Here is a 26,518-nt window from a genome sequence, read left to right as displayed (position 1 = left end):
TAGAAACTATTCATACAAACGGCTTTTACCATGACAATCGGGGTTGATTTAGGAGGTACAAATGTGCGGGTTGGCCTGGTGGAGCATGACATCATTACCCATCAGATCAACCGAGCCTTACAACAAAAAGAATCACTTCCCGCTACGTTATCGCAACTGATTGCGTTAATCAAACCCCTAACCAATTACGCCGTTAGTGGCATTGGTATCGGCGTACCGTCGGTGGTCGATATCGAAGGGGGCATTGTTTATAACGTAGCGAATATTTCGTCCTGGGAGGAAGTTGCCTTGCGGGATATTCTGGAAAATGAATTTAACCTGCCCGTTTTTATCAATAACGATGTTAATTGTTTTGCTCTCGGCGAACACCGGTTTGGCATGGCGAAAGGCTACAGCTCAGTCGTTGGCATGGCTATCGGCACGGGCCTTGGTTCCGGCGTCATTATCGACAATCAACTATACGTAGGCAGCAATTGCGGAGCCGGGGAAATTGGCTTATTGCCTTACCTCGACAAGAACATTGAATCCTATGCCTCCACGCATTTTTTCGAAGCTATTCATGGAACGACCGCTCTGGATACGCACCAGGCAGCTCGTTTGGGGGGTAAGCAGGCGCTGGCTCTCTGGTCTGAATTTGGTAAACATTTTGGCAATGCGGTTAAAGCTGTACTATACACGTATGATCCCGAGGTGATTGTGCTGGGTGGGTCCATTGCCAAAGCCTATCCGTTTTTCAAAGCTTCGATGCTGGAAAGTATGGCTGATTTTGCCTATCCCGTTACGTTACGTCGCTTGAAGATTTTCCAATCACAAAACGAGAACATTGCGTTGCTGGGTGCGGCTGCGCTGGTACGGCAGTTGGTGTAAGTTTAAGGTCGGTAACGCGGTACAGAACGTCATTAAGCAAGTTCTTTTGATTGTACAAGCAGATACAATAGGCCGACCGTATGACTCCCACCGGAACCATACGGTCGGCCGCTATTATCATACCAAGAAAGCAATGGGATTTCAGACCTTTGACAAAGTTTAGAACTTTGTCAAAGATGGACAATAAAACAAACCATCTATGAAACGTAATGTACTGATTGTCGGGCTTATCATGCTCATTTTCTTCGTCATTTCGTTCTTGACCAACATTCTGGGGCCAATCATTCCCGATCTGGTCGACAGTTTCAGGTTAAGTATTGGACTGGCGGGCTTTCTCCCATTTGCTTTTTTTGTGGCCTACAGCGCTTCCATACCCTCGGGGCTTCTGGTCGAAAAATACCGGGAAAAACTGGTGCTCATCAGCGCCTTCGTGCTGGCCTTTCTGGGTTCGCTACTCTTCGCTTTACTGCCCACGTTTTCTGTCGCACTCGTATCCTTATTTTCAATTGGCGTAGGCATGGCCATGTTGCAGGTAGCCATCAATCCATTGTTACGAGTGGCGGGTGGTGAAGAACATTTTGCGTTCAATTCGGTACTGGCTCAGCTGTTTTCGGGGGCAGCTTCCTTTTTTAGCCCGCTATTGTACAGCCACTTTGTTCAGACTGTCCACACAAACGATACGTCTTTTCTAATTGATCTGCTCAACCAGGTGGTACCGCTCCATTTTGAATGGGTTTCTCTGTACTGGGTCTTTGCCTTGACAACACTCCTGATGATCGTTGTCGTTGCCGTAATCAGATTCCCGGTTGTTACCTTCAAAGAAGAGGAAAAGATAGAAGTTGGCAGTGCGTTTACGGACTTACTACGGAACAAAACTGTTTTGCTCTTCTTCGCCGGAATTTTCGCGTATGTCGGTACGGAGCAGGGAATTGCAAACTGGATGTCTAAATTTCTGCAACTATACCACGGCGTTGATCCAGCTACGACCGGCGCGACCGTAGTGGCTTATTTCTGGGGATTGATGACCATCGGGTGCGTACTCGGATTAGTACTCCTGAAAATCGCCGATAGTCGCCGGGTGTTGATGCTGTTTACTATCGGAGCCATTAGTTGTCTGCTGCTGGGTCTGTTCGGGCCGAAAGCATGGGCGCTGTATGCGCTACCGGGAACGGGTTTCTTTGCGTCGGTGATGTGGTCGATTATTTTTTCGCTGGGGCTCAATTCAGTACCGCAGCATCATGGCACCTTTTCCGGTATTTTGTGTACGGGCATTGTCGGTGGTGCGTTGGTGCCGCTTGTCATTGGCGGCATCGCTGAACTCGTCGGACTACGTCTGGCAATGCTGGTCATGCTCATTACGTTAGGCTATATTTTCAGTATCGGTCTCTGGGCAAAACCATTGGTCAATAATGCAACGATTAAGCGGAAGAGCACAAAAGCCCAGCCTGTCTTGTAACTAGAACCGCACCGGCGGACCGGCAGATCTATGCACAAAATCATCCTGCTTATCGACTTTGCGGAAGACTACAGCCGGAGTCTGTTGAAAGGCATCACTAAATATGCCCGCGAGCACGGCCCCTGGGTGTTTTGCCAGATGCCGCTTTTTCACCGCGAAACGCTGGGTGTTGATGGTATTTTGAACTGGGCCCGCGATTGGGAAGCCGATGGGATTATCGGGCAGTTGTATAACGATAGTAGTGTCGAGAAAATCGTTCGGGCGGGGATTCCGGTCATTGCACAGGACTTTAAAGAACGGTTCACGGAGATTCCGAACATTACGGGTGCCCACGTAGCAACCGGGGCGATGGCGGCCGATTACTTTCTAAAAAAAGGGTTTCGGCAATTCGCATTTTATGGCTTTAAACACATCGTCTGGTCACGGGAGCGAGCCGAAGGATTTGACGAGCGCGTTTCACGATCGGGCTATACCGTGCATTATTTTGAACATGAAGAATACAGTTCGAGCGATCTGTGGTATTACAAACCCAGTTCGCTGAGCAAGTGGCTGTCGTCGTTGCCCAAACCCATTGCCATTCTGACCTGCGACGATCGGATGGGCCAGCATATCACGGAGGCCTGTCGGCATTCGGGCATTCGCATTCCGGAGGAAGTGGCTGTGTTGGGCGTCGATAACGACGAAATGCTCTGCGAACTGTCGGACCCACCGCTGTCCAGTATCATGCAGGACGCCGAAAAAGGAGGCTACGATGCGGCTCAATTACTAGATCATCTGATTCGTAAGGACATCGATACGTTCTATGACATAATCGTCGAGCCAATGCAGGTCATCACCCGCCAGTCGACCGATATCTATGCCACGCACGACGAATACATTGCCTCCTCGTTGAAATACATTCACCAGAACATCGACAAGAATCTTCAGGTCGATGAGGTTGTCAGGCAGGTTCCCTTATCGAGACGATCACTGGAAATGCGGTTTCAACAGGTCATTGGTTACCCGATCTACAAATACATCCAGAACCTGCGGATGGAAAAATTCTCGAAAAAATTACTGGAAACGGATCTGACTGTTTTTGAAATCGCGATGGATCTGGGTCTCAGCGATACTAAAAATATCGCCCGCCAGTTCAAGCAGATCAAGGGGTGCACTCCTCTGGAATATCGACACCGGTACTTGGCGGGGAAATGATCGTCGTGAGGTCGGGTTCTTAAACCCGACGTATTTGCGAACCTGAAAAGTCGGGTTTAAGAACCCGACTCCACAACATTCAACATTGCTCTCCTAATCTTGCGGATCGCTTCGGCAAACGATTCCATGTCATTACGTGTGCCGAGCATGGCTTGCTGAAAAATCCAGACAGCTTCGTCGGCACAGGCGCGTTCGGCTTCAGGGCAGTTTACTTGCGTGTAAGCTACAGAATCGGGAATAGCGTAACATTGCCAGTTTTTTTGCTGAAAAAGGGGTTGCTTATAAAGCGGATGCGGATAACCCGCCGAACACGGAACGCCTTCCGCTGCCAGCATAGACACGAATTCTTTCTTCGGAATATACCCAAATTTGGTTTTATCGTACTTGACAATATAAAGGTGATAACAATGACGTAGCGCTACGTCTCCCCTACTTAACGACGTAACGCCTTCTATATCAGCAAGCAACTGATCGAGGTAAAGACCGTTTTCGTTACGTATCCGCGTTTGCTCGTCGAGTCGTTTCAGTTGTTCGGAGAGTAAGACGGCTTGCAATTGCGTAACCCGGTAATTACAGCCGGGATTGAAATGGTCGTACCATTGGCCATCCGGCAATCGGCCCACGTTCCGTAGCGAATTCATCATCTGATAAAGAGATTCATTGTTGGTAACCACAATTCCACCTTCGCCACTCGTCAGGTTTTTGGACGATTGAAAACTGAAACTTCCCGCATCGCCAATGGAACCCAGCTTTTTGCCTTTATACTCAGCACCATGTGCGTGAGCCGCATCTTCAATGACGCGCATATTATGTTTTTGGGCAATGGCTAAAATCGCGTTCATGTCACAAGATAATCCGGCAAAATGAACCGGAATGATAGCGCGGGTTCGTTCCGTAATGGCCGCTTCAATTTTCTGAGGGTCGATGTTATACGTATCCGGATCAATATCCACAAAGACGGGGACGCAATTCACTTCCAGCACGACCGAGGCCGTAGCAATGAATGTATACGGTGGTACAATCACTTCATCTCCCGGACGTACTCCACAGGCAATCAACGCTAAACGTAGTGAAACTGAACCATTGACGCAGCTAACGGCGTATTTGCTACCGCAATAGTCGGCAAACTGTTGCTCAAAAGTCGCAACCGCATCCCCACAATCGGGATTTCCCCACTGGCCGCTCCGCACTACGTCGGCGACAGCCTGTACGTCCTGATCGTCAAAAATCGGCCAGGGAAAGGTTCGTTTAACCGTCGGGTCGCCACCGTGTATAGCTAATTGATCAACCGATATTGCTTTGTTCATTACGTTCAGAAATGCAGAGTGTCTTTTTCTAATACGAAGTCCAGATGAATTCGGGCTACTGAAATTTGCCTATTTTTAATCCGACGAGTCTTGCTTTGCAGTTATCGTTACGTTGGCCCCATCTTTTTAAAAAGACTTTTGAAGATATAAACTTTATATCTGTCCATAAGCTACTTCTGTTTTTCGCTTTCGTTGGCTTACTAAGCTGTCAGCCCGACGAACGGCTTACGGGTGTATCAGCCGGAGCTTCGGGATGGTATCTGGTTACGGCATACGTCGTATCGGGTGATACACTCTTCTCCTTAGTGTCAGGCTCTACAGATTTTAAGCCTGGAATCAACAAGATTGGTGTTGACAACTTCACTACAGCGATTGAGGCTATAGAGTCGGACCAATCAGTCATCAAAACCTCTTACCGGCGAAATGGTCGACAATCTACTTTCAGCAAGGAGGTTTTTGTCAAATTAACCAACTATGATTACCAATTTTCGCTAAAGACCTCTCCTCCTACTATCTATGAAGGCCGGGTAGGGCAATTCACAGGGTTCTTCTCCGAACGGACAGTAGGTGGAGGAGTATTGATACCACTTGCTGATTCCTCAACCAGTCCCAATCAGTCATCTTCACAGGATGTTGTTATCATAGCCCAGTCTGCGAATTGACTATTTCCAAGAATAGCCAGGTTACGGTTTCGAGTTTTAACCGATCAGATTTACGAATCCGACAGCACAAAAGCCGGGAAAATAAACGTACTTTACCGGTTATTATGGGAAATGTCAGTCCATACATACGGCGGGAATCATCATGGCTAAGTAGCTTATTGGCCATCTGGCTGCTGGTGTCTCTTCAGGGTCGGACCACCGTAATAAAATCCGTAGCTGAGCGCCAAACGTTTCTTTACTCTACGTCGTTCTTTCAGGAAACGGATGAGATGGATTCGTTACCGACGGATTCTGTCCATACCCACGCGGCTCTGGTCTATCCTTCTCCGGGATTTGTCTTCACGACTTCCACAGGTTTTCTCCCATTTAGTCGCTACGCTCTTCCCAAAATCTGGCGTCTGTACACCACTACGTCTGTACAGCAATCTCATTTCATTTTTGAGATCCTTCACCTGATCTTCGAGCATCAGATTGCCATCAACGCCCCCTGACGGTACGTTTTGACTGTAAACGATCTCCACTGAAACGTCTCTGGGCCAGATGTATCTGTTAATCCGCTCCATTTCGTTGTTCTGCTGAGCCAGCCTATTAACCATTGTTAGCCGGAGCAATCAGTCTGATCTGGCAAAACAATTTCTGTATTTAACTTCTTTCCGTATGTGGTCTACAATAGCCCGCGCTATTCTTTCTTATCGACTTTTCTGGTTAGGATTCTTAGTCCTGCTAACCGGTGTAATGGCCTATTTCGGCACCAAAATTCAGTTATCCTACACGGTTGCCCGCGTGTTGCCCGCATCGGATTCGACGCAAATTCAATACGATCGGTTTAGAACGCAATTTGGTGCCGATGGTACGCTGATGGTGATCGGCTGGCAAAATGATCGCTGGTTCGACCTACCCGTTTATCAGGATTGGTACGACATGACTGAGCAGGTCGGTAAAGTGGCTGGTGTGAAACAGGTACTATCGACTACCCGCCTTTTTACCCTCGAACGGCAGGATGCATCCTGGTCAATCAAGCCACTGATCACGAAGCGTCCGACCACCCAGGCCGAAGTCGATAGTCTGAAGCAAAAGGTGCTGTCATTGCCGTTCTATGAAGGATTGCTCTTCAATCCTGCGTCAAGATCGACACTTATGGCCATTTCCTTCGATGAGAAGAAGCTCAATTCGAAAGAACGGCAACTCTGGGTCAATAAAATCCGAAGTTACGGGCAGCAATTCGCGCAGAAAAACGGGATCGAACTCCATTATTCAGGCATGCCGTCGATCCGGACGGAGGTCATGAGAAAGGTGTCGGGCGAAATGAAGTTATTCATGGGTCTGGCTGCTGCGGCCACGGCCTTAATCGTATCGCTTCTGTTCCGCTCCGGCCGAATCGTCTGGATTTCAATGCTGGTGGTTGCCATGGGCGTAGCGTGCGCACTCGGAACGCTTTCCCTTTTCGGTTATGAAATCACGTTGCTGACGGGCCTGATTCCGCCGTTGCTGATCGTCATTGGCGTACCTAACTGCGTCTTTCTGGTCAACAAATACCACGAAGAACTGGCCAGTCATGGCAACAAACAACAGGCACTTGAGACGACTATCGAGCAGATCGGCGTATCGGCGGGACTGGCGAACATAACGACAGCCATTGGTTTCGGCGTTTTTTATTTCACCAACAGCCGGTTACTGGTCGAATTCGGTGTCGTTGCGGCAATCAGCGTCATGCTCGTTTATGTGATCTGCCTGTTGATGGTACCGATTCTGTTGAGCTACTTACCCGTTCCCAAAGCGGCTCGTCTGCAAACGCTTCAGGGGGGTAAATGGCGTGGTCTGCTCAATCGGGTCGATTATCTGGTACACAACCGTCGGGGTTTGATTTATGGAACCGTTGCCGTCATTACGGTGATCAGCTCAATTGGTTTATTTCTGATTCGGGTTGAAGGGTACGTAGTAGACGATTTGCCGAAAAACGACCCGGTCTACACAGATCTGAAGTTTATCGAAAAGGAGTTCAAAGGCGCGCTTCCTCTGGAAGTAATGATCGATACAGGACAACCGAATGGCGTATTTTCAGAGGCTGGTCGGGCCCTTTACAAAGTGCGGGCGATGGAACGGATTATGGCGCAGTATCCGGAGTTTTCAAAACCCAGTTCACTGGTCGATGCGATACGTTTTGCGTACCAGATGTACCGGGGTGGTGATCCGAAATACTACGTCCTGCCGCCCGCCATGGAGCTAAAGAAACTGGCGGGCGATGCGCCCTTGGGTGGCAGTAAAACCCCGATGGTTAACTCGTTTCTGGATTCGAACCGGCAGGTTACGCGGGTGAGCTACCAGATGGCTGATATTGGTTCCATTAAGTTGCAGACAGTGATGGGGAAGCTACGGCCCAGGCTGGATTCATTGTTCGCAGGTACGCCCTACAAAGTGAGCTTGACAGGACATAGTCTGGTCTTCCTGCAAAGCAATGATTATCTGCTGGGTAATTTGTACGAAAGCCTGTTGATTGCCATTCTCCTGATTGCGCTGGTGGGCATGATCCTGTTCCGGTCAATTCCGATCATTCTGCTGTCCAAGCTGCCCTGTCTGATTCCACTGGTGGTAACAGCGGGGATCATGGGGTTTACCGGCATTGCCTTCAAGCCGTCAACGATCCTGATTTTCAGCATTGCATTCGGTTTATCATCTGACGGTACGGTGTATTTCCTGACCAGCTATCGACGGCAACTTCAGCTTGGTGCTGAACCTCCTGTGGCCATAACGAAGGCCATCCACGAAACCGGAATCAGCCTGATCTATACGGCCTTGATTCTGGCCGGTGGATTCGTCGTTTTTGCGGCTTCGAGTTTTGGGGGTACGGCTGCGTTGGGTGTACTGGTTGCCACTACGGTTCTTATGGCGTGCCTTACCAATCTGGTTTTGTTACCTGCTCTTCTACTGACCTTAAAACGGTATCGCGTCTGACAATCAACCTGTAAGTTTCAGAGATTGTCCCGTCTGGTCAGGAATAATCAAGCGCTGTTTGTCGGTGCCTGATTTACTATTCTACTGCAAACAAAAAGACTGATTTTCGGATGTAGCCGTATCACCTGGCTCACATCCGAGAACGGATTAACTCCCTTTGTTATGATCTCTCAACTTACGCTTAATTCTCCGCAAACCAGGCTACACTGGTTAAAAGACCTGAGCTTCTTATGCGCAGGCGTCCTGTGCGCCGGCATGGGACTGAAAGGATTTCTATTACCCAATAATTTTCTGGATGGCGGTGCCATGGGCATTTCGCTGCTGCTGGAAATTACTACAGGCGTTGAATTGTCGATTCTGGTCATTTTGGTGAACATTCCCTTCATCTGGATGGGTTATCGCCAGATCTCCAAAGGTTTTGCCATCCGAACGATCGTGGCCATTGCTTTACTGGCTATCTGCCTGGTATTGGTGCCGTATCCGCTTGTCACACAGGACAAACTCCTGATTTCAGTGTTCGGCGGTTTCTTTCTGGGTGCCGGAATTGGACTGGCCATTCGGGGGGGCGGTGTGCTGGATGGTACGGAAGTGCTGGCCATCTGGCTAAGCCGTCGTTCTCCGCTGACGGTTGGTGACGTCATCATGCTCATCAACGTACTGGTTTTCGGCTCCGCAGCCCTATTGCTGAATGTGGAAACGGCGTTATATGCCATGCTGACGTATCTGGCCGCGTCTAAAACCGTCGACTTTCTGATTCACGGGATTGAGGAATACACGTCGATCATTATCGTATCCGATCATCACGAAGCGATCCGTCTGATGATTACGGAAGAAATGGGCCGGGGTGTTACGGTACTGAAAGGAGAAAAAGGATATGGCAAACGCGGTCATCGGAAACAGGATACGAACGTACTCTACACGGTTGTCACTCGTTTGGAATTAACCCGCCTAAAAGATCGAATTGACCGTATTGACAATCACGCGTTTATCATTAACCACGGTATCGATGATGCCAAAGGTGGTATGGTGAAAGGACGCCCCTTACACTAACTGGTCGTTCAGTTGTCATGGATGGTCATTTGGTTATCGGTTCTACAAACAATGAATGACCATCCATGACAAATAATGACTACTGACTATCGACACATACACTATGGAATCGTATAATCTGTGGCTGATCATTGTAGCGTTGGCGATACTGGCCGTGGCCTGGTTGCCGTCGTTGCTGAAAGATTACGCCGTTTCGTACCCAATTTTATTTGTTCTGGGCGGCTGGCTACTGTATCAATTACCGCTTTCGCTACCGGACCCGCTCCCTTTAGATCACCCTCAACTGACCACTCACCTGACGGAGCTTTGCGTGACAATTGCGTTGACGGGTACAGGCTTGAAAATAGATCGGCGGTTCAACTGGCGCGGCTGGCGGCTACCGATCCGACTGATCTGGCTGACGATGGTCGTAACGATCATTCTGTTTGCCTTGCTCGCCTGGGGTTTGGGGGACTGGAATGCCGCTACGGCTCTCCTTTTAGCAGCTAGTCTTGCCCCAACTGATCCGGTACTGGCGGGCGATGTGCAGGTTGGCGATCCTAATGAAGGTCAGGAAGACGTAGTACGTTTTGCGCTAACGGCCGAAGCGGGACTGAACGACGGCATGGCTTTTCCCTTTGTATATTTAGCGATTGCCATAGCCCATCCCACCATTCCCCTTAATGAATCACTGACGCACTGGGTTCTGTATGATCTGCTTTATCGGGTAGGTGTGGGCGTTCTGGCAGGCTGGCTGACAGGCCGGTTATTGTCGTACATGATTTTTGAACTACCTCAACGAATTAGCATTAAAACAACCGCTTACGGATTTGTAGCTCTGGCCATTACGTTAATCAGCTACGGAATCACTGAACTCATTCACGGCTACGGTTTTCTGGCTGTTTTTGTCGCAGCCATTACCGTACGGAATCGGGAACGCACACACGAATACCACACGTACATGCACGCCTTTTCGGATCAGATCGAGCGGCTGCTGGTTGCTTTATTACTGATCCTGTTTGGGGGTGCCATTGGAAGCGGCCTACTACATTCCCTAACTCTGGTTGATGCGATCCTGGGTTTGCTGCTGGTTTTTGCGATCCGCCCGTTAATTGGCTGGCTAACATTGGCAGGTACGGGCGTACATGGTCTGAAACGCTGGACCATTGCCAGCTTTGGTATTCGGGGAATTGGCTCGCTGTTCTATATTGCGTTTGCGTTACAGGAAGCTTCTTTCATGAATCCGGAACGAATCTGGTCGCTGACTGGCTGGACGGTACTTCTATCGGTATTTGTACATGGAATTTTATCTACCCCCGTTATGAATCGCATAGATCGCCGATTCCGCCGATCCACCCCAGCTCGTAGTCAATAACAATCGCAGGAAGTCGCCAGTTTGGAGTTGGTATCCGACCATAAAGAATTGTTATCTGAAAAATAACGTACCAATAATCGGTCATGCTTTACAACCGATCAGGCATCAGTTTCTTACTTCTCATAGTACGGTATACACATACCGAATAGTTAATTTTTTCTTTAAAGAATAAAGAAATATCGGATTTATTATTTATAATAATACTTTTAATTAATACTATTATCAATATAATTAAAGCATTCGTAAACTTATACAAAGAGCTTACCTTTACGAATGTAACTTGATGGTGTATGCGGGTATTTTATAGAGTACGTTTCTTATTTTTTTTTCTGGTTCTGACGTCAACAACGGGGGTATACAGCCAGGCTGACTCCTTTCAGCAACTGGAACAAAAAGTTTACCAACTCAATAATGCGTTAAAATACAATGAGTCGCAGGCGTTATTGCTGCCTGTTTTACAAAGCAAGACATTTAGTACGGACGACAAGTACCAGGCCGCGATTCTTCTTTCCTATACCTACAAGCGTGTGTTCGACTACCAATCGACACTAAAATTTCTGGAGACGGCCAGAACGTTCGCCAACGAATCTCCCAGAAAGGACCAGTACATTGCCTCGATTCGTTCTGAAGAGGCTTTCGTTTACTTTGATACGCATGAGTACAAAAAGGCCAGTCGCCTAATGGCACTCCTCGAGAAATCAGGATTCAAGCACATCAGTCTGGAAAACCAATCGAAGCTGGTTATGCAGCAGGGCTATCTGCTGTTCCTAAATAAGCAGTACAAACAGGCAGAAGCGACCTACAATAAAGCCATCAGCTGGATGCGGGCATCGGCGCCCTGTCATTTGCCCATGATCTTTGTCAAGAAAATGCAGCTCTACAACGCCATGAACCGGCTCGATCTGCTGACGGATGCATTAAAAAAGTCAACGACGTATGCTGATTCATGTCATATCATCAAATACGATCTGTATGCCTACGAAGAACTGTTGCACATTTACGAAGGCCGAAATGACCTTACTCAGATTGCGCTGATTAAAAAAAAACTAGATACGTTAAACGAGATCTATGCCCGGGAAGAGAGGATTGCCTCGTTGCATAACCAAAAAGAAACGATTCTATTAGCGGGCAAAGATCGTGAGTTGCATGACGAACAGGCCAGTAAAAGTTACCTTACCGTCGTTCTGGTTGCCGTCTTCCTAATTGCCCTTACATTACTGGGCTGGTTATTGGCTTACCGTCGGCAGCAGCGCCGGATGGAAGCTGAATCCCGCCGGATAAAATCCGAACTGGAAGCCTATCTGGCGCAAACCAAAACAACGTTGTCCGGTCGGACCACGCTGGAAAAGGAATATTCTGCTGAGCTTTCCGAACGACAGCGGGAAGTCCTGGAATGTATGGCAGCGGGGATGTCAAATAAACTGATAGCGGACAAATTATTTATCTCAGAAAATACGGTGAAGTACCACATCAAAAATATCTATCTGCTGCTGGAAGTGAAAGATCGCAAGGAATTCCTCGTGAACGTTAAAAAATAGCCTCCACTACGTTTAAAAGCAGACTACCCAAACGGGTAGTCTGCTTTTTTATACTTAAAACTACCCATTTGGGTGGCTTTGCTGACCAATTGACCATATACATTTGACAAACAAAAGAGCACCGTTCCATCGCCGGAATCTGTAATAAGTCATCTGTTTTCTATTCATTCTATGCATTCGGATAATCATGGCAGCCATAGGACTGGTTACGGCTCCACTGTTCCTGAATTTAATCACTTGACATTTACCAATTTACTTGCCCAGTATAAACGAGCCGTTTATACAAGGTATCTATTTATACCGTCGTCAGAAAGCTGGGATATATGTACTCTACTACGTCCATCCATCAGCGATACGTCGACGTGCCAGGGTCCTGGTAACAGAAGGCTCTGAATACTGCGTAGCCATTGCCGGATCAGGTTCCAACGCCTGTTCAACCCTATCTATAATCCTCTTACACTTTTTCTTTTTATTCTCATGAGTTACTCGCGTTACTTTCCAGTTGCACTGGCGTGTCTGTTATTCGTCGCCTGTTCTGGATCTGAATCGGATTCTGACAACATTACCCCATCTCCGAGCCCTGCGCCTACCCCGACTCCCACGCCTACCCCAACGCCTGAACCTGACCTGACCAGCGGGCTTGCGGGTACATACAAACTGAGCCTGATTACACCGCTGGGTCAAGTCCCAGAAATCACCGGGGCAGGATCAATGACGCTCACAGCCCTTAGTAAGACAACGGCCCGGGTTGATAAGATTCGCAGTTTCACGCTTGTTTCGACCGGCGAGAAAGAGGAGCGATTGAGTAGAGATACGTGTGTTTTCAGCGACGCGGGTAATGGCTATCTGATTCGATCGGTAAAGGACACAAGCAAATCGAGCAGTTGGGGCGTTTACCTTATTGTGGATAAGAAAATAAGACAAACTGAAAGTATGAAAGTGATTGAAGCCATGAAAGAATTTGAAAGCAAAAAAGGCAAAACCCACTGGATCGATTACACGAAATAGAATTGCCCTTAGCCCTTCTTCGAAACCATTCCCCCCTCGCTATATCTGCCTGTTCTTCAATGGTTTACCCTTATTTTATGCGATACGTATTGTCTTCTCTGATCGTTCTTTCCTCGCTTGTGGTCTTGTCGTGTTCCCAATCTGAATCAGGACCCGCGCCCGAACCAAACGTCACCAGCAAACTCGTCGGGACGTACACCCTGACCAAAATGACGAATAAAGACACCGGAGAGGCTGTCAATGGTACAGGATCGGTTACCCTAACCGCCGTTGACAACACGATGGCATCTCTTTCCGTAGCGACTCAGGTAATAACGTCGAAGGGAAGCTATAACGATAAAATTACCTTTCAGAGCAAGGTTGTGCAGGTCGGTAGCGACTATCAACTGAAAGACGGCAGCAGCACAGATAGCCCAACCATAGGCAGTGTTAGCGGTAATACGATCACGCTCACGACAAAGCATCTTGCCAGTGATCAGAATTTGATCCGTGAATTCACCAAATAGCAGCCTGTGGCGTTTAGGCGCGTCTATGGCGTATTCTCAGATGACAGTCCTGCTCTATGGGAGCATCACGACGAATCAATAATCAATGACCCAATCCTCTACTTCTGGTAACGATTCCTCCGGCAGTCAGGCCATGCGAACATCGCGCAGGAATTTCCTGCGAACTGGTGCCGCACTGACTCTTGGCTTAAGTTTTCCGTCGCTTCAATGGTTATCCAGCTGCACCAACCTACAGGATCACGTAGCACCTGTCTGGTCTCAGCTAGCCGCACGTCTTCAGGGAAGTTTACTCCTGCCGGGTGCTGGTACGTTTAGCGAACGAGCCGCTCCCTGGGCGTTACAATATGCGACAACGCTACCGCAGGGCATTGCGCAATGTCGTAGTGAAGCCGATGTGCAAACGTGTATTCAATGGGCACAGGAACATAAAATTCCATTGGTTGCACGGAGTGGTGGACACTCATACGGGGGCTACTCGACAACAACCGGGCTCATGATCGACGTATCAGCCATGACTGCCTTTTCGCTCGACCCATCGACCGGACTGCTGACGGTAGGCGGAGGGGCGCGCAATAAGCACATCTTCGAGGGTTGTAAGGATCTGGGACGTGCCATTACGCACGGCCGATGTCTGGAAGTAGGAGTAGCCGGGCTCGTGCTGGGGGGTGGCATAGGCTTCGACATGCGCTCGCACGGATACACCTGCGACTGGCTTCGGGAAACACGCATCGTTCTCGCGGATGGACGCATCTTAACCTGCAATGAAAACGAGAATGCCGATTTGTTTTGGGCCTGTCGGGGTGCTGGCGGAGGGAACTTTGGTATCCACACCTCGTTTACGTTCGAGACGTTTCCCGTTGGGCGGATTACTGTATTCGACATAAAGTGGACTGAGCGGATTGCGGAAACATTTGCCGCGATCCAATTATTGACACAGTCTGCTCCTGATTCGCTCGGGATAAAAGTAAGTATCGTTGCGGAGAAAAAACTCGGAGATACGGTGCTTACCTTGTCAATTCTCGGTCAGCTTGCTGGATCAGTCGCTGAATTAGTTGCCCTGCTGACGCCGATTTTCACTGTTCAACAGCCCACCGAGACAACGATACGTGAAGAAAAGTACTGGGACGGTCAAGGAATAATATCCGATGAAGGCAAACCCGAATATTCACACGAACGCTCCCGATTTGTGAAAGGTCAACTACCGAACGACGCCATTCAATTTATTCTTTCAAGTCTAAGAGCCTGGCCCGGAACCAGCCGGGCGGCAACCTGGAAATATTTTCTGCTGGGTGGCAAGATCGACGCGAAGACATCGACCGACATGGCTTTTGTTCACCGGGGTTATTCCATGCTCTCCAGTATTGAACTGGAATGGAACCCATCTGATGGCAGCGCTGTAATTGCCCAGAATGAACAATGGCTTGCTCAGTTCCACGACCAGATGGAGCAGTATACAACGCCTTATTGTTATCAAAACTTCATTGACCCAAGTCAGCGCGGGTATCTTCAGGCGTATTATGGCAAAAACTTACCGCAGCTTCAGGCCATAAAACGGAAGTATGACCCAACGAATCTGTTCCGATATCCACAGTCGATTCCAGTGTAAATACCGGTTGAATTGACTTCGTTAATCATTTAAAAAGTCCACTCCGAAAAGCGGCCAGGTAGTATTTATTGTTTATCTTGCCTATACAGAACCTGCGGGTGAAAGATCCAGCGATGCTCCGGGTCCTGATTTATTTTAGTACTGTCCAAAACGGCACATAATTACCTGATTGACTGACGTTTATGCTTCCGGAAAGATTGTTTAAATTCGCAAAAAAACGTTCTTTAATCCACTGTTTTCACAAAAAAGGAGAACAGCTAATCTACCAACAACCTACTCACAGTCAAACATTTACGCGCCCCGACGACTACGTAACGGACTTCCACGAAAAGATGGATTGAAACGTGATCGAGTCAATAAAGCCTGATGTTCGGCGCTGAGCGTTTCAAACTACGTAACGGACTTCCACGAAAAGATGGATTGAAACTTAGTGTATTCGGCTTGTTCGGATTCCCGGAACAGCTCTACGTAACGGACTTCCACGAAAAGATGGATTGAAACCATTCTCATTGCTAACAAAATAGCCCTGAATAGGTAGCTACGTAACGGACTTCCACGAAAAGATGGATTGAAACCATGCCGTCGAGCTCCCAACAGAACTCGATGGATTGAAACGTAGTACCGAGCGGGGGCTGATGCGAATCTTAAATTGTTTGTCCAGCAGAACCGATCAACACAAAGCGTTTAAAACAGCGACGGCAATGGTACGCTTTCAGGGGTATCACAAAAGATAGTACTTTGAGAAGCCAGCCTCTGGGAACTCGATCGGGATGAGCTTCGCCACAACGAGGGCATTTCCGGGAAAAAGAGAGTCTGCTGAGTGCATAGAGCACGCTAAGTGCAAGCACAGACAGCACAGGAAGTGCAATTAATTTCATAGCCGAACATAGGGAGGATGATCTAAGCTAACCTACAACCATCACGTTTCAAACCCTATGTTAAATAAATTGATTATTCGGAAACACCTTTCCCGCTGGCTATGACTAGCAGAAGCAGATTCCTTACGGATTTCTGACTAGGAATAAATTGAAAGATACTGTTTCGATTTATTCTTACAGTTGAACTTCCTCTTTCCCACTCACCTTACTGATATGGCATTCGTCGGCTTTTATGACGTATTCTTCATCGACAACCACTGCGTTATTAATCTCGCCAACAAATCTGAATCTATCCTGTGAATTGGCTAGTGCAGACTGATAGGAGTCGTCCAGAACAACATAACTGGTTGTGTTATCCCGGCGCGCATTCCCATAGTGAATTGTATCCGAGTTAGGAACACGAATCGTATAATAATCAGTTAGTGAATCGCCCAGGACGCTGATATTCACTGAACTGTAGATGGCGGTACGCACAGTTTCTTCCCGGCAAGCATCGAGACCAACCGACGCTGTCAGAGCCACGATAGTTACCACGTTAGGGATTTTCATAGGCTTATTCGTTGTTTGATTCACATGTATAATCCCTTCTCTAACAGTAGGGTTGGAACGGCCCCTATGTTTCATTAGCCCTGTATTTGTGATCGCTTTTAGTTCGACATTGCAATACGTCTTGTCTTTCGCTTATTTTCGCAGCCTATATTCTCGACACCCATACATTGAGTAACGTAACAAACGACGCGAATCTGGCGATTGGCATTGACCTGGGTGGTACCCGTATTAAAGGTGTCCTGCTTGATATGCGTACGGGTAAAATTCTTCATAAACGAATTACACCAACGAACGACGGAGAGAACAGCAACTGGAAATCTGTAGTAGCACAAACCGTACACTACCTGAAGACAACGACCGTCAGACCAATTCGAGGAGTGGGTCTGGCCGCACCGGGCCTGCCGACGACAGATAACTCAGCCATTGCGTGTATGCCGGGCCGTTTGCAGGGACTGGAAGGTTTCATTTGGACGGAATTCCTGGATGAACCCGTCCGGGTATTGAACGACGCTCATGCCGCTCTGATGGCCGAAGCCCAATTTGGCGCGGCAAAAACAGCCAGCAACGTAGCCATGCTCACGCTGGGTACGGGTGTAGGGGGCGGTCTGTTAGTTAATGGACAACTCTATCAGGGCTTTTTCCAGATGGCGGGTCATCTGGGTCATATCTCCGTAGATGCCGATAACGAACAGACTGACGTAACGGCCATGCCCGGTAGTCTGGAAGATGCCATTGGCAACGTAACCGTGAGCCGACGATCATATGGCCGCTACAAAACTACTTACGAACTCGTCGATGGTTACCGACAGAGCGAACCGCTTGCAACCCTGGTTTGGCTAACGTCAATTCGTCGACTGTCCGTCGCACTGGCATCCATTGCCAATGCCTTTTCGCCCGAGTTGATTGTGTTGGGTGGAGGGATTACGCAAGCCGATGACGCGTTATTCGGCCCGCTCCAGACCTTCATGGACGTAGTTGAATGGCGGCCAAGCGGCAAAAAAACGACCATCTGCAAAGCGCATTTTGAAGACTGGGCCGGGGCTATCGGTGCAGCCGCCTTCTGGAACGACTAATCCCTAAACCAACATGAGCTTAACGAGTCAATACCTTCAACGTACCCAAGCCATTTTATCAACCATCGAGCAGCAGGAAGCCGCTATTCAACAGGCCGCTCAATGGTTCAGCCAAACGATTCTAGCCGGGCGGATGGTGCACCTCTTCGGCAGTGGACACAGTCGCATTATGGTCGAGGAGATGTGGCCACGCTACGGTTCATTTCCGGGTTTTAATCCGATTGTCGAGTTATCGCTCTCGTTTCATAACCTAGTTGTAGGCGCCAACGGGCAGCGTCAGGCGATGTTTCTGGAAAACGTACCAGGGCTGGCCGCAAGAATTTTACGTAATTATGACTTATCGGAGCAGGACTCAGCCCTGATTATTTCTTCCAGTGGTAGCAACGTAGTGCCTATAGAAATGGCCGAAATCTGTCAGCAACATGGTCTGAAGGTCGTTGCGCTTATCACTACAAAACATGCCGAAAAGAGTACCAGCAAACGCCCGGATGGTAAAAAACTAAGCGACTTTGCCGATTTAGTATTGGATACGGGCGCTCCGGTTGGCGATGCCATGATCACCGTTCCGGGTCTGGATACGCCCGTAGCCCCAGGCTCAACTGTCGGGGGAGCCATTGTTGTCAACTGCATTAAAGCTGAAGTGGCCCGGCTGCTCACCGAAGCCGGGCAGCCACCCAACGTTTTGTCAGCTGCTAACGTAGTAGGCTCTGAGCGTGCTGTAACACTGTTTGAAAGCGCTTACGACGAACATGCACATCGGCTGGCTAAACTGTACGAGAAAGTGGGTATACCTTCCTCCGTTAGTGAATCCAAATAACTTTCTTTGCGGAGACGGGTAAATCTAAAAAAAAGGGACCAAATTCGTCATTTGGAAGAAAAACCAGTCTCACAAACTCAGCTCTGATGTGAGATTTTGATTTTGGTTAGTGAGATGACAATTTGAGCTTGCACGTAGCTCGAATTGGCGCAATCGGTGGAACCATCGCTTGAAACGGGCGATTAAAGAAACGGAATATTCGCTCAAGCCAAGTTGGGAAAGTCAAGAGTAAATGGCGTGGCAGCGTGGAGAGTTTACTTTGCCATTAGACTGCGGTGCCTATTAAGCTATTGACCGTCTCGCAATAAGCCCTGGCTCACTAATCGCTTCCACCAGCACGCCCCCATGGCGAACATCCTCGAGACCCTTCAGAGATGCTTCTCAGCAACGCCGGTTCATAGCAGCCCAATCAGCTCATGGACTGCTTTTTCCCTTTTCACCCCTATTCTCCAACGGGTTGAGCGAAATGTGCACCTTTTTGGGCGAAATCTGCACATCCGTCTACGGGCATTGGACTAAATTTGCCCAGGCATTGAGTACCCCGGAAGCTCCCTGGCCCGGTGGTTGTTCGGCCCGCTTTTTTCTATCTCCTGGCGCGCGATGCCCCGGCCACAATGTACGGGGCTATTTTTTTCTTACCAGCCAATGGACCACCTTATGAGACATTTTTTCTGTTCCTTTTCCCGGTTGAGACTGCTGCCTTTCAGCATGCTTTTGCTGCTGCTAATCAGCGCCAGCCTGCTGACCCAGGCCCAGAGCCTGACCATCACCAACCGGGCTCCCGCCCGTAACGCTCACTCGGCGCCCCGGACCACCGACGTAGCCCTGACTTTTGACCAGCCCATCAGCGCCAGCCCCGCCAGTCTGAGTGGCCTGCGGGTGTTCAGCGCCCAGCGGGGAGGCCTGCTGATCAACGGGCGGGGGGGCAGCACCAGCGTGAGCGGCAGCACGCTTCTGGTCAACCCAGCTACCGACTTCAAGCCCGGGGAGACGGTGTTCGTCACCAGCACGACGGCCATCCAGAGCACTACGGGTGGCAAGCTGAGCCGGGGGCAGGTCTTCCAGTTCACTACGGGGGTAGGCGGCAGTGGCCGGGGTAATTTCAGTACCCCTCCCCCGGCGACCAGCCCTGACCCCACGGTGGGAGATTCTCCCTTCAGTGTGGCGATGGGGGATGTAGATGGGGATGAGAATATAGATATGGTCACCGCTAATTTTGGTAACAATACGGTGAGTGTGCGGCTCAACAATGGGGCCGGTTATTTCACCGCCCCGGCCACAAACCCTGACCCCACCGTGGGGAATAAGCCCTCCGACGTAGCACTGGGGGATGTGGATGGGGATGGAGACCTGGACCTGGTCACCGCTAATTTCGATGACAATACGGTGAGTGTGCGGCTTAACAATGGGGCTGGCAACTTCACGCCCCATGCTACCAACCCTAACCCCGCCGTAGGGACTGTAGCCGGGTCTAATCCTAGTGACGTAGCCCTGGGGGATGTGGATGGAGATGGAGATCTGGACTTGATCACCATTGTTTTCAAAGCTGATCCCGCTAGTTTCAACGGCAATCGGGTGAGTGTACGGTTCAACAATGGGTCGGGCAACTTCGCAGCCGCCAACGCGGATTTTAGCTTTGAGGGGTATCCCCAGAGTGTGGCGCTGGGGGACGTGAACGGGGATGGGTATCTGGATCTGGTCATCGGCAGTATTACCAGTACGGGGGGAACAGTCAGTGTGCGGCTCAACAATGGGGCCGGCACCTTCACTGCCCCCGCTACGAACCCTGATTCGAACGTAGGTATTTTTCCCACCAGCATAGCCCTGGGCGATCTGGATGGCGACAGCGATCTGGACCTGGTCACCAATAATAAAAACAGTAATACGGTGAGTGTGCGGCTCAACAATGGGGTGGGCACATTCACCGCCCCCGCCATTAATCCTGAACCTGTCGTGGGAGATTCTCCCGGTAGTGTAGCGCTGGGCGATGTGGATGGGGATGGGGACCTGGACCTGCTGGTCGCTAATTCCTACAGTCCGGTGAGTGTGCGGCTCAACGATGGCACCGGCAACTTTACGCCCCCCGCCACCAACCCTGACCCTACCATAGGCGCTTACGCCATTAGTGTGGCCTTGGGAGATGTGGATGGGGATAGCGATCTGGACCTGCTGGTCGCTAGTTATATTAACAATACGGTGAGTGTGCGACTTAACCGGTCCCTGCTCTCCCCGTCCATTACCGGGCTTACGGCCAGCCCAAACCTTGTCTGTTTGGGCAGTCCCGTTACCCTCACGGCAAGCCTGGGTAACATAACTGATACCTACAGCTATACGCTGGCTACTGACAAGAGTGCCCCCACCAGCGGTACGGGAACAACTACGGCTTTTCGTCAGACTGTGACGGCCACCGGCACAGGTGTGCAGTCCTTCACGCTCACCGTAGAGAGCAACGGCCTGCGTACCTCGGCCACTACCAGTCTGTCGCTCAACGCCCTACCCAGCGCAACACTTGCCAGCAGTGGAGCGCTGGGCTGCGCCATTACCAGCGTGACGCTGACGGCCGGGGGCGGCACTACCGGGGAAGCGTTCACGTATGCCTTTTCCGGGCCCGGGCTCAGTTCGACGGGCCTTAGCAACCAGCAGACCGTATCGCAGGCAGGGAACTACTCGGTAATCGTCACCAATGCCAATGGCTGTACGGCCACCGCCAGCACCACCGTCGAGAGTCGTGCCGCTACGTTCACCGTTAACAATCCGGCGTCAATAAGCGGCACGTCGGGTCAATCCTTTAGCCAGTCCTTTGTCGGCTCGGGTGGCACTAGCCCCTACAGCTACAGTCTGGCCAGCGGCAGCCTTCCCCCGGGTCTGAGTTTGTCCACCATGGGTGTTCTGTCGGGTACGCCTATCCAGGCGGGCAGCTTCACCCTCACCGTCAAGGCGACTGATGCTGCGGGCTGTTCGGGGGTAAGTGCGCCCTATGTGCTGACGGTCGCCACCGCTAGTCCCATCCGCTATGTCCGGGCGGGGGCATCGGGCTCGGGCGACAGTTGGGCCGATGCCAGTGGGGATCTGCAAACCCAGATCAACCTGGTCGGGACTCAGCAGGTCTGGGTAGCCCAGGGCACCTACAGGCCCACCTCAACCACAGATCGCACCATCAGCTTTTCGATGAAGAACGGGGTGACCATCTATGGCGGCTTTGCGGCTAGTGGCAACCCCACTAGTCCCAGCGAACGTAGCCCCGCCAGCTTCACCACCGTGCTCAGTGGCGACATTGGCACTGTCGGCAACACCGCCGACAACAGTTATCATGTCGTCAACAACCCGGCGGGACTGACCAACTCGGCGATCCTCGATGGCTTCTTTATCACCGGTGGAAACGCCAATGGCAGCAGCTCGCCCGACGATGCGGGTGGGGGCATGATCAACAACGGCAATGGAACGGGCAACACCTGTAGCCCCCTGATTCGTACCTGTCTGTTTCTGAACAACAGGGCCGCCAATGGGGGCGGGGCGCTCTACAACGCCGGTTACACCAACGGCAACAGTAACCCCATCCTAATCAACTGCGGCTTCCAGAATAACAATGCCGCCGGTCAGGGCGGGGCCATCTACAACGATGGGAGTATTGGGGGTAACAGTAACCCCAGACTGACCAACTGTTCGTTTCAGGCCAACTCGGCGGGCTCCGGCGGAGCAATAAGCAGCGTCGGTTTTCAGGGCAGCAGCCGCCCCGTGCTGACCAACTGTGTGGTGTGGGGTAACGGCGGGGCGGGCACCTTCGCCAACGGGCCCGGGTCTTCGATCACCACCAGCTACAGCTTGTTCGAGTCGTCGGTGACGGGCTACAATGCCGGGACGGGCAACCTGACGACCACCACGTCGCCGTTTGTGAGCACCACCGATACGCGGCTTAACGGCTGTAGCCCGGCCCTCAACGCGGGCGATAACGCAGCCTACACCTCGGCAAACGGCGGAATGCCGCCCAGCCCCGCTGCCGACCTGGCCGGTAACGCCCGTGTCTTCCCCAGCGGGGGGCGTATCGATATGGGTGCCTACGAGGTCCAGACTGCCCCGGGGCTTACCGTCATCATCCCCAGCGTGAGCACCGCGCCGGTGGGCGTGGCCTTCAGTCAGGGCTTCACCGCTTCGGGGGGCACCAGCCCCTACAGCTACAGTCTGGCCAGGGGTGATCTGCCCGCCGGTCTGAATCTGGCCACCACGGGCGTGCTCTCGGGTACACCGACTCAGGTGGGTGGTTTCTCCCTCATCATCAGGGTTACGGATGCCGCTGGTTGTTCGGGGGTAAGTGCGCTCTACGACTACACCCTGACTGTATTTGATGCCGGCCCCATCCCGACCCTTACCGGCTTTGCGGCCAGTCCAGGAGTGGTCTGCGTCGGTAGTCCCGTTACGTTCACCGCGACGGTGGGCAACACCACGGGCTACTACAACTACACGCTCACCAACGGCCTCGGCACTTCACTGAGCGGTACGCCCTTTCAGTCTCTGGTCAGTGAGTCAGTCACCGCCAGCGGTACGGGCCCGCAAACCTTTACCCTGACGGTGCGTTCCAACAGGGGGCTGTCCACAACCAGCGTAACGACTCTGACGGTGAACCCCCTGACGGTGGCCAGCCTTGTCAGTAATGGGCCGCTGAGCTGTGCCCAGCCCAGCGTGACGCTGACGGCGGGTGGCGGCAGTTCATACACCTTTGTCAGTGGCAACGACGTACTCGGCACGCCGGGCGCGACCAATATGCTGGCGGTCAGCAGTCCAGGTACGTATTCGGTGACGGTAGCCTCGGCCAGTGGCTGTGTGAGCACCACTAGTACTACCGTCACCAGCAACATGGCCGTAGTGACAGTCAGTAACCCGGTCACCACCACGGTTACCAGCAACGCGTCCTTCAGTCAGGCCTTCACCGCGTCGGGTGGCACCAGCCCGTATAGCTACAGTCTAGCCAGCGGTATCCTGCCGACGGGGCTGAACCTAGCCAGCACGGGTACGCTGAGCGGCACACCGACTCAGTTGGGTAGCTTCACCTTCACCGTCAAGGCGACTGATGCCGCTGGTTGTTCGGGAGCGAGTGCGCCCTACATCCTGACGGTCAGTCAGCCCGCCCCCACCCGACCCGACCTCTCGCCCCTGCTCTACGCCCGCCCCACGACGGCCTACGGCACCACCGATATCACCTTGGTGGTGGATGTGATAGAGCTAAACGGCGTGTCCACCAGCGGCAGCCTGACGCTCAAGCTGACTAAAGACGCTAAAGTTACCCTGAGCTTGCCCCAGAGTGCAACCTCCGTCGGGGGGCAAGGGGTGAAAAACGACGGCTGGACGTTTAGCGATTCGGCCCCCAACTACTATGTGCTGACGACGAGTCAAGTGATCGGGGCTGGGGATAAACTCTCGGTTGGCCTGACAGGGGTATTGCGTCCAGGGGCCACCACGGGTGTCATCAACCTGAGTGTTATTGTGCTACCCAGCGGCATGACCGAAGCCCGCACCACCAACAACGCTGATGCCGACAAGATCGAGTATTTTCAGCAGTAAAGAGCGATGGTGTAGAGTCATTTACCAGGTTGGCATCATAGTCTAACGAGGTAAATGACCCTACATCGTCGCATAATGCATTCTCAAAATACGCTCTATTCCTGCGACGGCTTTCTCGTGAATCATCCACCGAAAAGGCAAAATAAACCTATGTGACGAATTCGATCCCTTTTTTTAGGTTTACCCAGAGACGAAATCGTTTAGCGCATCAAAGCGCTAGTAATATTGAATTTCTTCTTTTTCCAACCCTCTACGGGAGCATAGGGTCATTAAACTCAGAACAACCTTTTTTAACACAATGCAAACGATCAAATTGATGGTAACAGCCCTGTTGATTGGCAGTTGTTTGGCCGTCGGATGTCAGTCGAACAACCATACAGCAGAACCGCAGAGTAATACACCTGTCGTCCTGACAGCCAATCAATCAACCCGGATCGGGCAGGACGTAGCGGTACAGGTAACCAGTATTCAGGACAGTCGGTGCCCAGCCAACGCCCTCTGCATTCGGTATGGCAGCGCCAAAGTCGGGTTTATTTTGGCCAACGATAATGAACAGCAGACAGGAGACTTATGCCTGGGTGAGTGCGGAAAAGGCCTTAAAGACAAAGACACAACCGCCGTTCAGTTGAGTGGCACTACCTACCGCGTCGTACTGAGCGAAATTCGGCCCTATCCGGGCACGGGTTCACCCGATGTTAAACCCGAAGCCGTGATCCAGGTCCTGAAATGAGTTAGCCGATTCGTTGCAGACGATCAAATGGCTTTCCGTTCATAAACAGAATCGCGTCATTCGCGCTCTCGAAACCGGCATTCCGCCGGTTTCTTTTTTGCCGATTTATTAGAATACCTAGCTTTGTTTATAAACCAACCGTGCTATGTCTTACCGTCTGACGAATTCGCAAAAATGGCAACTTGCTCTGAGCGTGTTCGTTGTTTACTGGCCCATTCGATTGTATGCCAACGGAGCAACGCTGAGTTGGTTCTTCTCAGTGCGGCAAATGCCCTTCTGGGTGCTTGAAACCATCATCACCGTTCTGTTTTTTTACGCCTGGATTACCGTAACAGAATGGCTTCAGCAGCATTTTTTCCATCGCTTTGGCGAAGGCTTCCTGATCGAATTTAAAATTCCGGCCCAGATTGCTACGCTGGTCATTGCCAGCGCTCTGGCCGTATCGTTCAACAGTGCGTTTGCTGTTTTATGGCATGGACTGGATGACGTAATCGAACAGCGTTTCGGTTTTTATCATGAGCCCGAACCCCGGCAACAAAAGCCACAAACACAAACGCTACCATCGCGCTCACCTGAAGAACGGCAACGTATCCGCGAACGACGCCGACGTACCAACAACGCGCTGACGGTAATGGCCATGCTATCGGCCTTTTATTTATCAGCGAACCGACGCGCTTATCGTCGGCTGGAGGATGTGCAATTACGGGCAGAACGGCTGGAAAAAGAGAATATCCAGGCGCAGTTTGCGGCTCTAAAGAGTCAGGTCAACCCACATTTTCTGTTCAATAGCCTTAGCATTTTATCGTCGCTGGTCCATATCGATTCCGAGTTGTCCGAGAAATTTATTGATCAGTTATCGCGGGCGTATCGGTATATTCTGGAACAGAAAGATAACGAACGCGTTTTACTCAAGACCGAACTGGAATTCATTCAGGCTTATCGATTTCTGCTCAATATTCGGTTTGAGGACAAATTCGACATCTTCATCGACGTACCGGAAGCCGACCAGATCCATTACAGTATTGCTCCGCTGACGTTACAATTGCTGGTCGAAAATGTGGTAAAACACAACCGTATGTCGGCCCGCGACCCTCTACAGGTCTATATTTATCTGGAAGACGAATGCCTGGTTGTTCAGAATAACCTTCACCCGCGTCCGCAGGTGGAGGGCTCAACAGGCGTAGGGTTACAAAACATCATTACCCGGTATGCGCTGCTTACCGATCAGCCTGTTTGGGTGGGAGAAAGCGATGGCAACTTTATTGTGAAAGTCCCTCTGCTCATGCAGGCAGAACGCATAACAGCGCCCGTCATGCGATCAGAAGGCCGCGTCGCTGAGAGCTAGTAGTCAACAATGAGTGGATCGGGTGGTGGTGGTGGTTCGCGTGGTGTCAGGTTTTCGAACCTGACACCAC

20 protein-coding genes are annotated in these 26,518 nt (G+C 50.9%); 18 read left to right on the top strand and 2 right to left on the bottom strand.

What is annotated here, in order from left to right:
- The first annotated feature begins 30 nt into the window (after positions 1-30).
- The 3 genes from IC230_RS22090 (at position 31) to IC230_RS22080 (ending at position 3,517) form a co-directional block, all read left to right on the top strand.
- Complete coding sequence (locus tag IC230_RS22090) at positions 31-867, top strand: ROK family protein (protein WP_191041240.1); 837 nt, start codon at positions 31-33, stop codon at positions 865-867.
- 199 nt (positions 868-1,066) lie between these two features.
- A complete protein-coding gene (locus IC230_RS22085) occupies positions 1,067-2,323 on the top strand; it encodes an MFS transporter (protein WP_191041239.1) in 1,257 nt (418 codons plus the stop codon).
- A 30-nt stretch (positions 2,324-2,353) separates the two neighbouring features.
- Positions 2,354-3,517, top strand: coding sequence for an AraC family transcriptional regulator (locus IC230_RS22080; protein ID WP_191041238.1), 1,164 nt, complete (start codon positions 2,354-2,356; stop codon positions 3,515-3,517).
- A 56-nt stretch (positions 3,518-3,573) separates the two neighbouring features.
- Here the strand turns inward: IC230_RS22080 and IC230_RS22075 are convergent, their stop codons facing one another.
- A complete protein-coding gene (locus IC230_RS22075; protein ID WP_191041237.1) occupies positions 3,574-4,824 on the bottom strand; it encodes a DegT/DnrJ/EryC1/StrS family aminotransferase in 1,251 nt (416 codons plus the stop codon).
- A 95-nt stretch (positions 4,825-4,919) separates the two neighbouring features.
- On the opposite strand from IC230_RS22075, the gene IC230_RS22070 reads away from it, so the two are divergent.
- From IC230_RS22070 to IC230_RS34910, 10 genes are all read left to right on the top strand, one after another.
- Complete coding sequence (locus IC230_RS22070) at positions 4,920-5,486, top strand: hypothetical protein (RefSeq protein ID WP_223860774.1); 567 nt, start codon at positions 4,920-4,922, stop codon at positions 5,484-5,486.
- Positions 5,483-5,977 (top strand): hypothetical protein, encoded by a 495-nt coding sequence (locus IC230_RS22065; RefSeq protein ID WP_191041236.1) that lies wholly within the window; start codon positions 5,483-5,485, stop codon positions 5,975-5,977. The genes IC230_RS22070 and IC230_RS22065 overlap by 4 nt, the downstream gene beginning before the upstream one ends.
- A gap of 166 nt (positions 5,978-6,143) precedes the next feature.
- Positions 6,144-8,438, top strand: a complete 2,295-nt coding sequence (locus IC230_RS22060) for an efflux RND transporter permease subunit (RefSeq protein ID WP_191041235.1) — start codon at positions 6,144-6,146, stop codon at positions 8,436-8,438.
- Between the two features lie 162 nt (positions 8,439-8,600).
- Complete coding sequence (locus tag IC230_RS22055; RefSeq protein WP_191041234.1) at positions 8,601-9,488, top strand: YitT family protein; 888 nt, start codon at positions 8,601-8,603, stop codon at positions 9,486-9,488.
- Between the two features lie 103 nt (positions 9,489-9,591).
- Complete coding sequence (locus IC230_RS22050) at positions 9,592-10,842, top strand: cation:proton antiporter (RefSeq protein ID WP_191041233.1); 1,251 nt, start codon at positions 9,592-9,594, stop codon at positions 10,840-10,842.
- 290 nt (positions 10,843-11,132) lie between these two features.
- Positions 11,133-12,380, top strand: a complete 1,248-nt coding sequence (locus IC230_RS22045) for a helix-turn-helix transcriptional regulator (protein WP_191041232.1) — start codon at positions 11,133-11,135, stop codon at positions 12,378-12,380.
- 477 nt (positions 12,381-12,857) lie between these two features.
- Positions 12,858-13,388 (top strand): hypothetical protein, encoded by a 531-nt coding sequence (locus IC230_RS22040; RefSeq protein WP_191041231.1) that lies wholly within the window; start codon positions 12,858-12,860, stop codon positions 13,386-13,388.
- A gap of 77 nt (positions 13,389-13,465) precedes the next feature.
- Positions 13,466-13,894 carry a hypothetical protein gene (locus IC230_RS22035; RefSeq protein ID WP_191041230.1) on the top strand — a complete coding sequence of 143 codons (429 nt, stop codon included), beginning with the start codon at positions 13,466-13,468 and terminating at the stop codon, positions 13,892-13,894.
- Between the two features lie 85 nt (positions 13,895-13,979).
- On the top strand, positions 13,980-15,500 hold the full coding sequence (locus tag IC230_RS22030) for an FAD-binding oxidoreductase (RefSeq protein ID WP_191041229.1): 1,521 nt from the start codon (positions 13,980-13,982) through the stop codon (positions 15,498-15,500).
- A gap of 366 nt (positions 15,501-15,866) precedes the next feature.
- Complete coding sequence (locus tag IC230_RS34910; protein ID WP_449451373.1) at positions 15,867-15,998, top strand: hypothetical protein; 132 nt, start codon at positions 15,867-15,869, stop codon at positions 15,996-15,998.
- Positions 15,999-16,552: 554 nt separating this feature from the next.
- Here IC230_RS34910 and IC230_RS22025 read toward each other — a convergent pair.
- The gene (locus tag IC230_RS22025) at positions 16,553-16,927 is read right to left on the bottom strand and encodes a hypothetical protein (RefSeq protein ID WP_191041228.1); all 375 of its coding nucleotides are present in this window, start codon (positions 16,925-16,927) and stop codon (positions 16,553-16,555) included.
- A gap of 167 nt (positions 16,928-17,094) precedes the next feature.
- On the opposite strand from IC230_RS22025, the gene IC230_RS22020 reads away from it, so the two are divergent.
- The 5 genes from IC230_RS22020 to IC230_RS22000 all read left to right on the top strand — a co-directional run bounded on the left by IC230_RS22020 (position 17,095) and on the right by IC230_RS22000 (position 26,448).
- Positions 17,095-18,000 (top strand): ROK family protein, encoded by a 906-nt coding sequence (locus IC230_RS22020; RefSeq protein ID WP_191041227.1) that lies wholly within the window; start codon positions 17,095-17,097, stop codon positions 17,998-18,000.
- A 13-nt stretch (positions 18,001-18,013) separates the two neighbouring features.
- Complete coding sequence (locus IC230_RS22015; protein WP_191041226.1) at positions 18,014-18,817, top strand: sugar isomerase domain-containing protein; 804 nt, start codon at positions 18,014-18,016, stop codon at positions 18,815-18,817.
- A gap of 708 nt (positions 18,818-19,525) precedes the next feature.
- A complete protein-coding gene (locus tag IC230_RS22010; protein ID WP_191041225.1) occupies positions 19,526-24,373 on the top strand; it encodes a beta strand repeat-containing protein in 4,848 nt (1,615 codons plus the stop codon).
- A gap of 298 nt (positions 24,374-24,671) precedes the next feature.
- Positions 24,672-25,103, top strand: coding sequence for a hypothetical protein (locus IC230_RS22005; RefSeq protein WP_191041224.1), 432 nt, complete (start codon positions 24,672-24,674; stop codon positions 25,101-25,103).
- 145 nt (positions 25,104-25,248) lie between these two features.
- A complete protein-coding gene (locus IC230_RS22000) occupies positions 25,249-26,448 on the top strand; it encodes a sensor histidine kinase (protein ID WP_191041223.1) in 1,200 nt (399 codons plus the stop codon).
- Positions 26,449-26,518 lie beyond the last annotated feature (70 nt).

This window comes from Spirosoma validum (assembly GCF_014699035.1).
Taxonomy (GTDB): Bacteria; Bacteroidota; Bacteroidia; order Cytophagales; family Spirosomataceae; genus Spirosoma; species Spirosoma validum.
Note: the sequence above shows the minus strand (reverse complement) of the source record. Positions and strands in the feature narration are given on the sequence as shown.

Excerpts from the sequence above, each read along its gene's own strand:
- IC230_RS22060 (WP_191041235.1), top strand. The coding sequence starts at position 6,144 with ATGTGGTCTACAATAGCCCGCGCTATTCTTTCTTATCGACTTTTCTGG.
- IC230_RS22080 (WP_191041238.1), top strand. The coding sequence starts at position 2,354 with ATGCACAAAATCATCCTGCTTATCGACTTTGCGGAAGACTACAGCCGG.
- IC230_RS34910 (WP_449451373.1), top strand. The coding sequence starts at position 15,867 with ATGTTCGGCGCTGAGCGTTTCAAACTACGTAACGGACTTCCACGAAAA.
- IC230_RS22090 (WP_191041240.1), top strand. The coding sequence starts at position 31 with ATGACAATCGGGGTTGATTTAGGAGGTACAAATGTGCGGGTTGGCCTG.
- IC230_RS22035 (WP_191041230.1), top strand. The coding sequence starts at position 13,466 with ATGCGATACGTATTGTCTTCTCTGATCGTTCTTTCCTCGCTTGTGGTC.
- IC230_RS22045 (WP_191041232.1), top strand. The coding sequence starts at position 11,133 with ATGCGGGTATTTTATAGAGTACGTTTCTTATTTTTTTTTCTGGTTCTG.
- IC230_RS22085 (WP_191041239.1), top strand. The coding sequence starts at position 1,067 with ATGAAACGTAATGTACTGATTGTCGGGCTTATCATGCTCATTTTCTTC.
- IC230_RS22005 (WP_191041224.1), top strand. The coding sequence starts at position 24,672 with ATGCAAACGATCAAATTGATGGTAACAGCCCTGTTGATTGGCAGTTGT.
- IC230_RS22025 (WP_191041228.1), bottom strand. The coding sequence starts at position 16,927 with ATGAAAATCCCTAACGTGGTAACTATCGTGGCTCTGACAGCGTCGGTT.
- IC230_RS22015 (WP_191041226.1), top strand. The coding sequence starts at position 18,014 with ATGAGCTTAACGAGTCAATACCTTCAACGTACCCAAGCCATTTTATCA.
- IC230_RS22055 (WP_191041234.1), top strand. The coding sequence starts at position 8,601 with ATGATCTCTCAACTTACGCTTAATTCTCCGCAAACCAGGCTACACTGG.
- IC230_RS22000 (WP_191041223.1), top strand. The coding sequence starts at position 25,249 with ATGTCTTACCGTCTGACGAATTCGCAAAAATGGCAACTTGCTCTGAGC.
- IC230_RS22075 (WP_191041237.1), bottom strand. The coding sequence starts at position 4,824 with ATGAACAAAGCAATATCGGTTGATCAATTAGCTATACACGGTGGCGAC.
- IC230_RS22010 (WP_191041225.1), top strand. The coding sequence starts at position 19,526 with ATGCTTTTGCTGCTGCTAATCAGCGCCAGCCTGCTGACCCAGGCCCAG.
- IC230_RS22040 (WP_191041231.1), top strand. The coding sequence starts at position 12,858 with ATGAGTTACTCGCGTTACTTTCCAGTTGCACTGGCGTGTCTGTTATTC.
- IC230_RS22030 (WP_191041229.1), top strand. The coding sequence starts at position 13,980 with ATGACCCAATCCTCTACTTCTGGTAACGATTCCTCCGGCAGTCAGGCC.
- IC230_RS22050 (WP_191041233.1), top strand. The coding sequence starts at position 9,592 with ATGGAATCGTATAATCTGTGGCTGATCATTGTAGCGTTGGCGATACTG.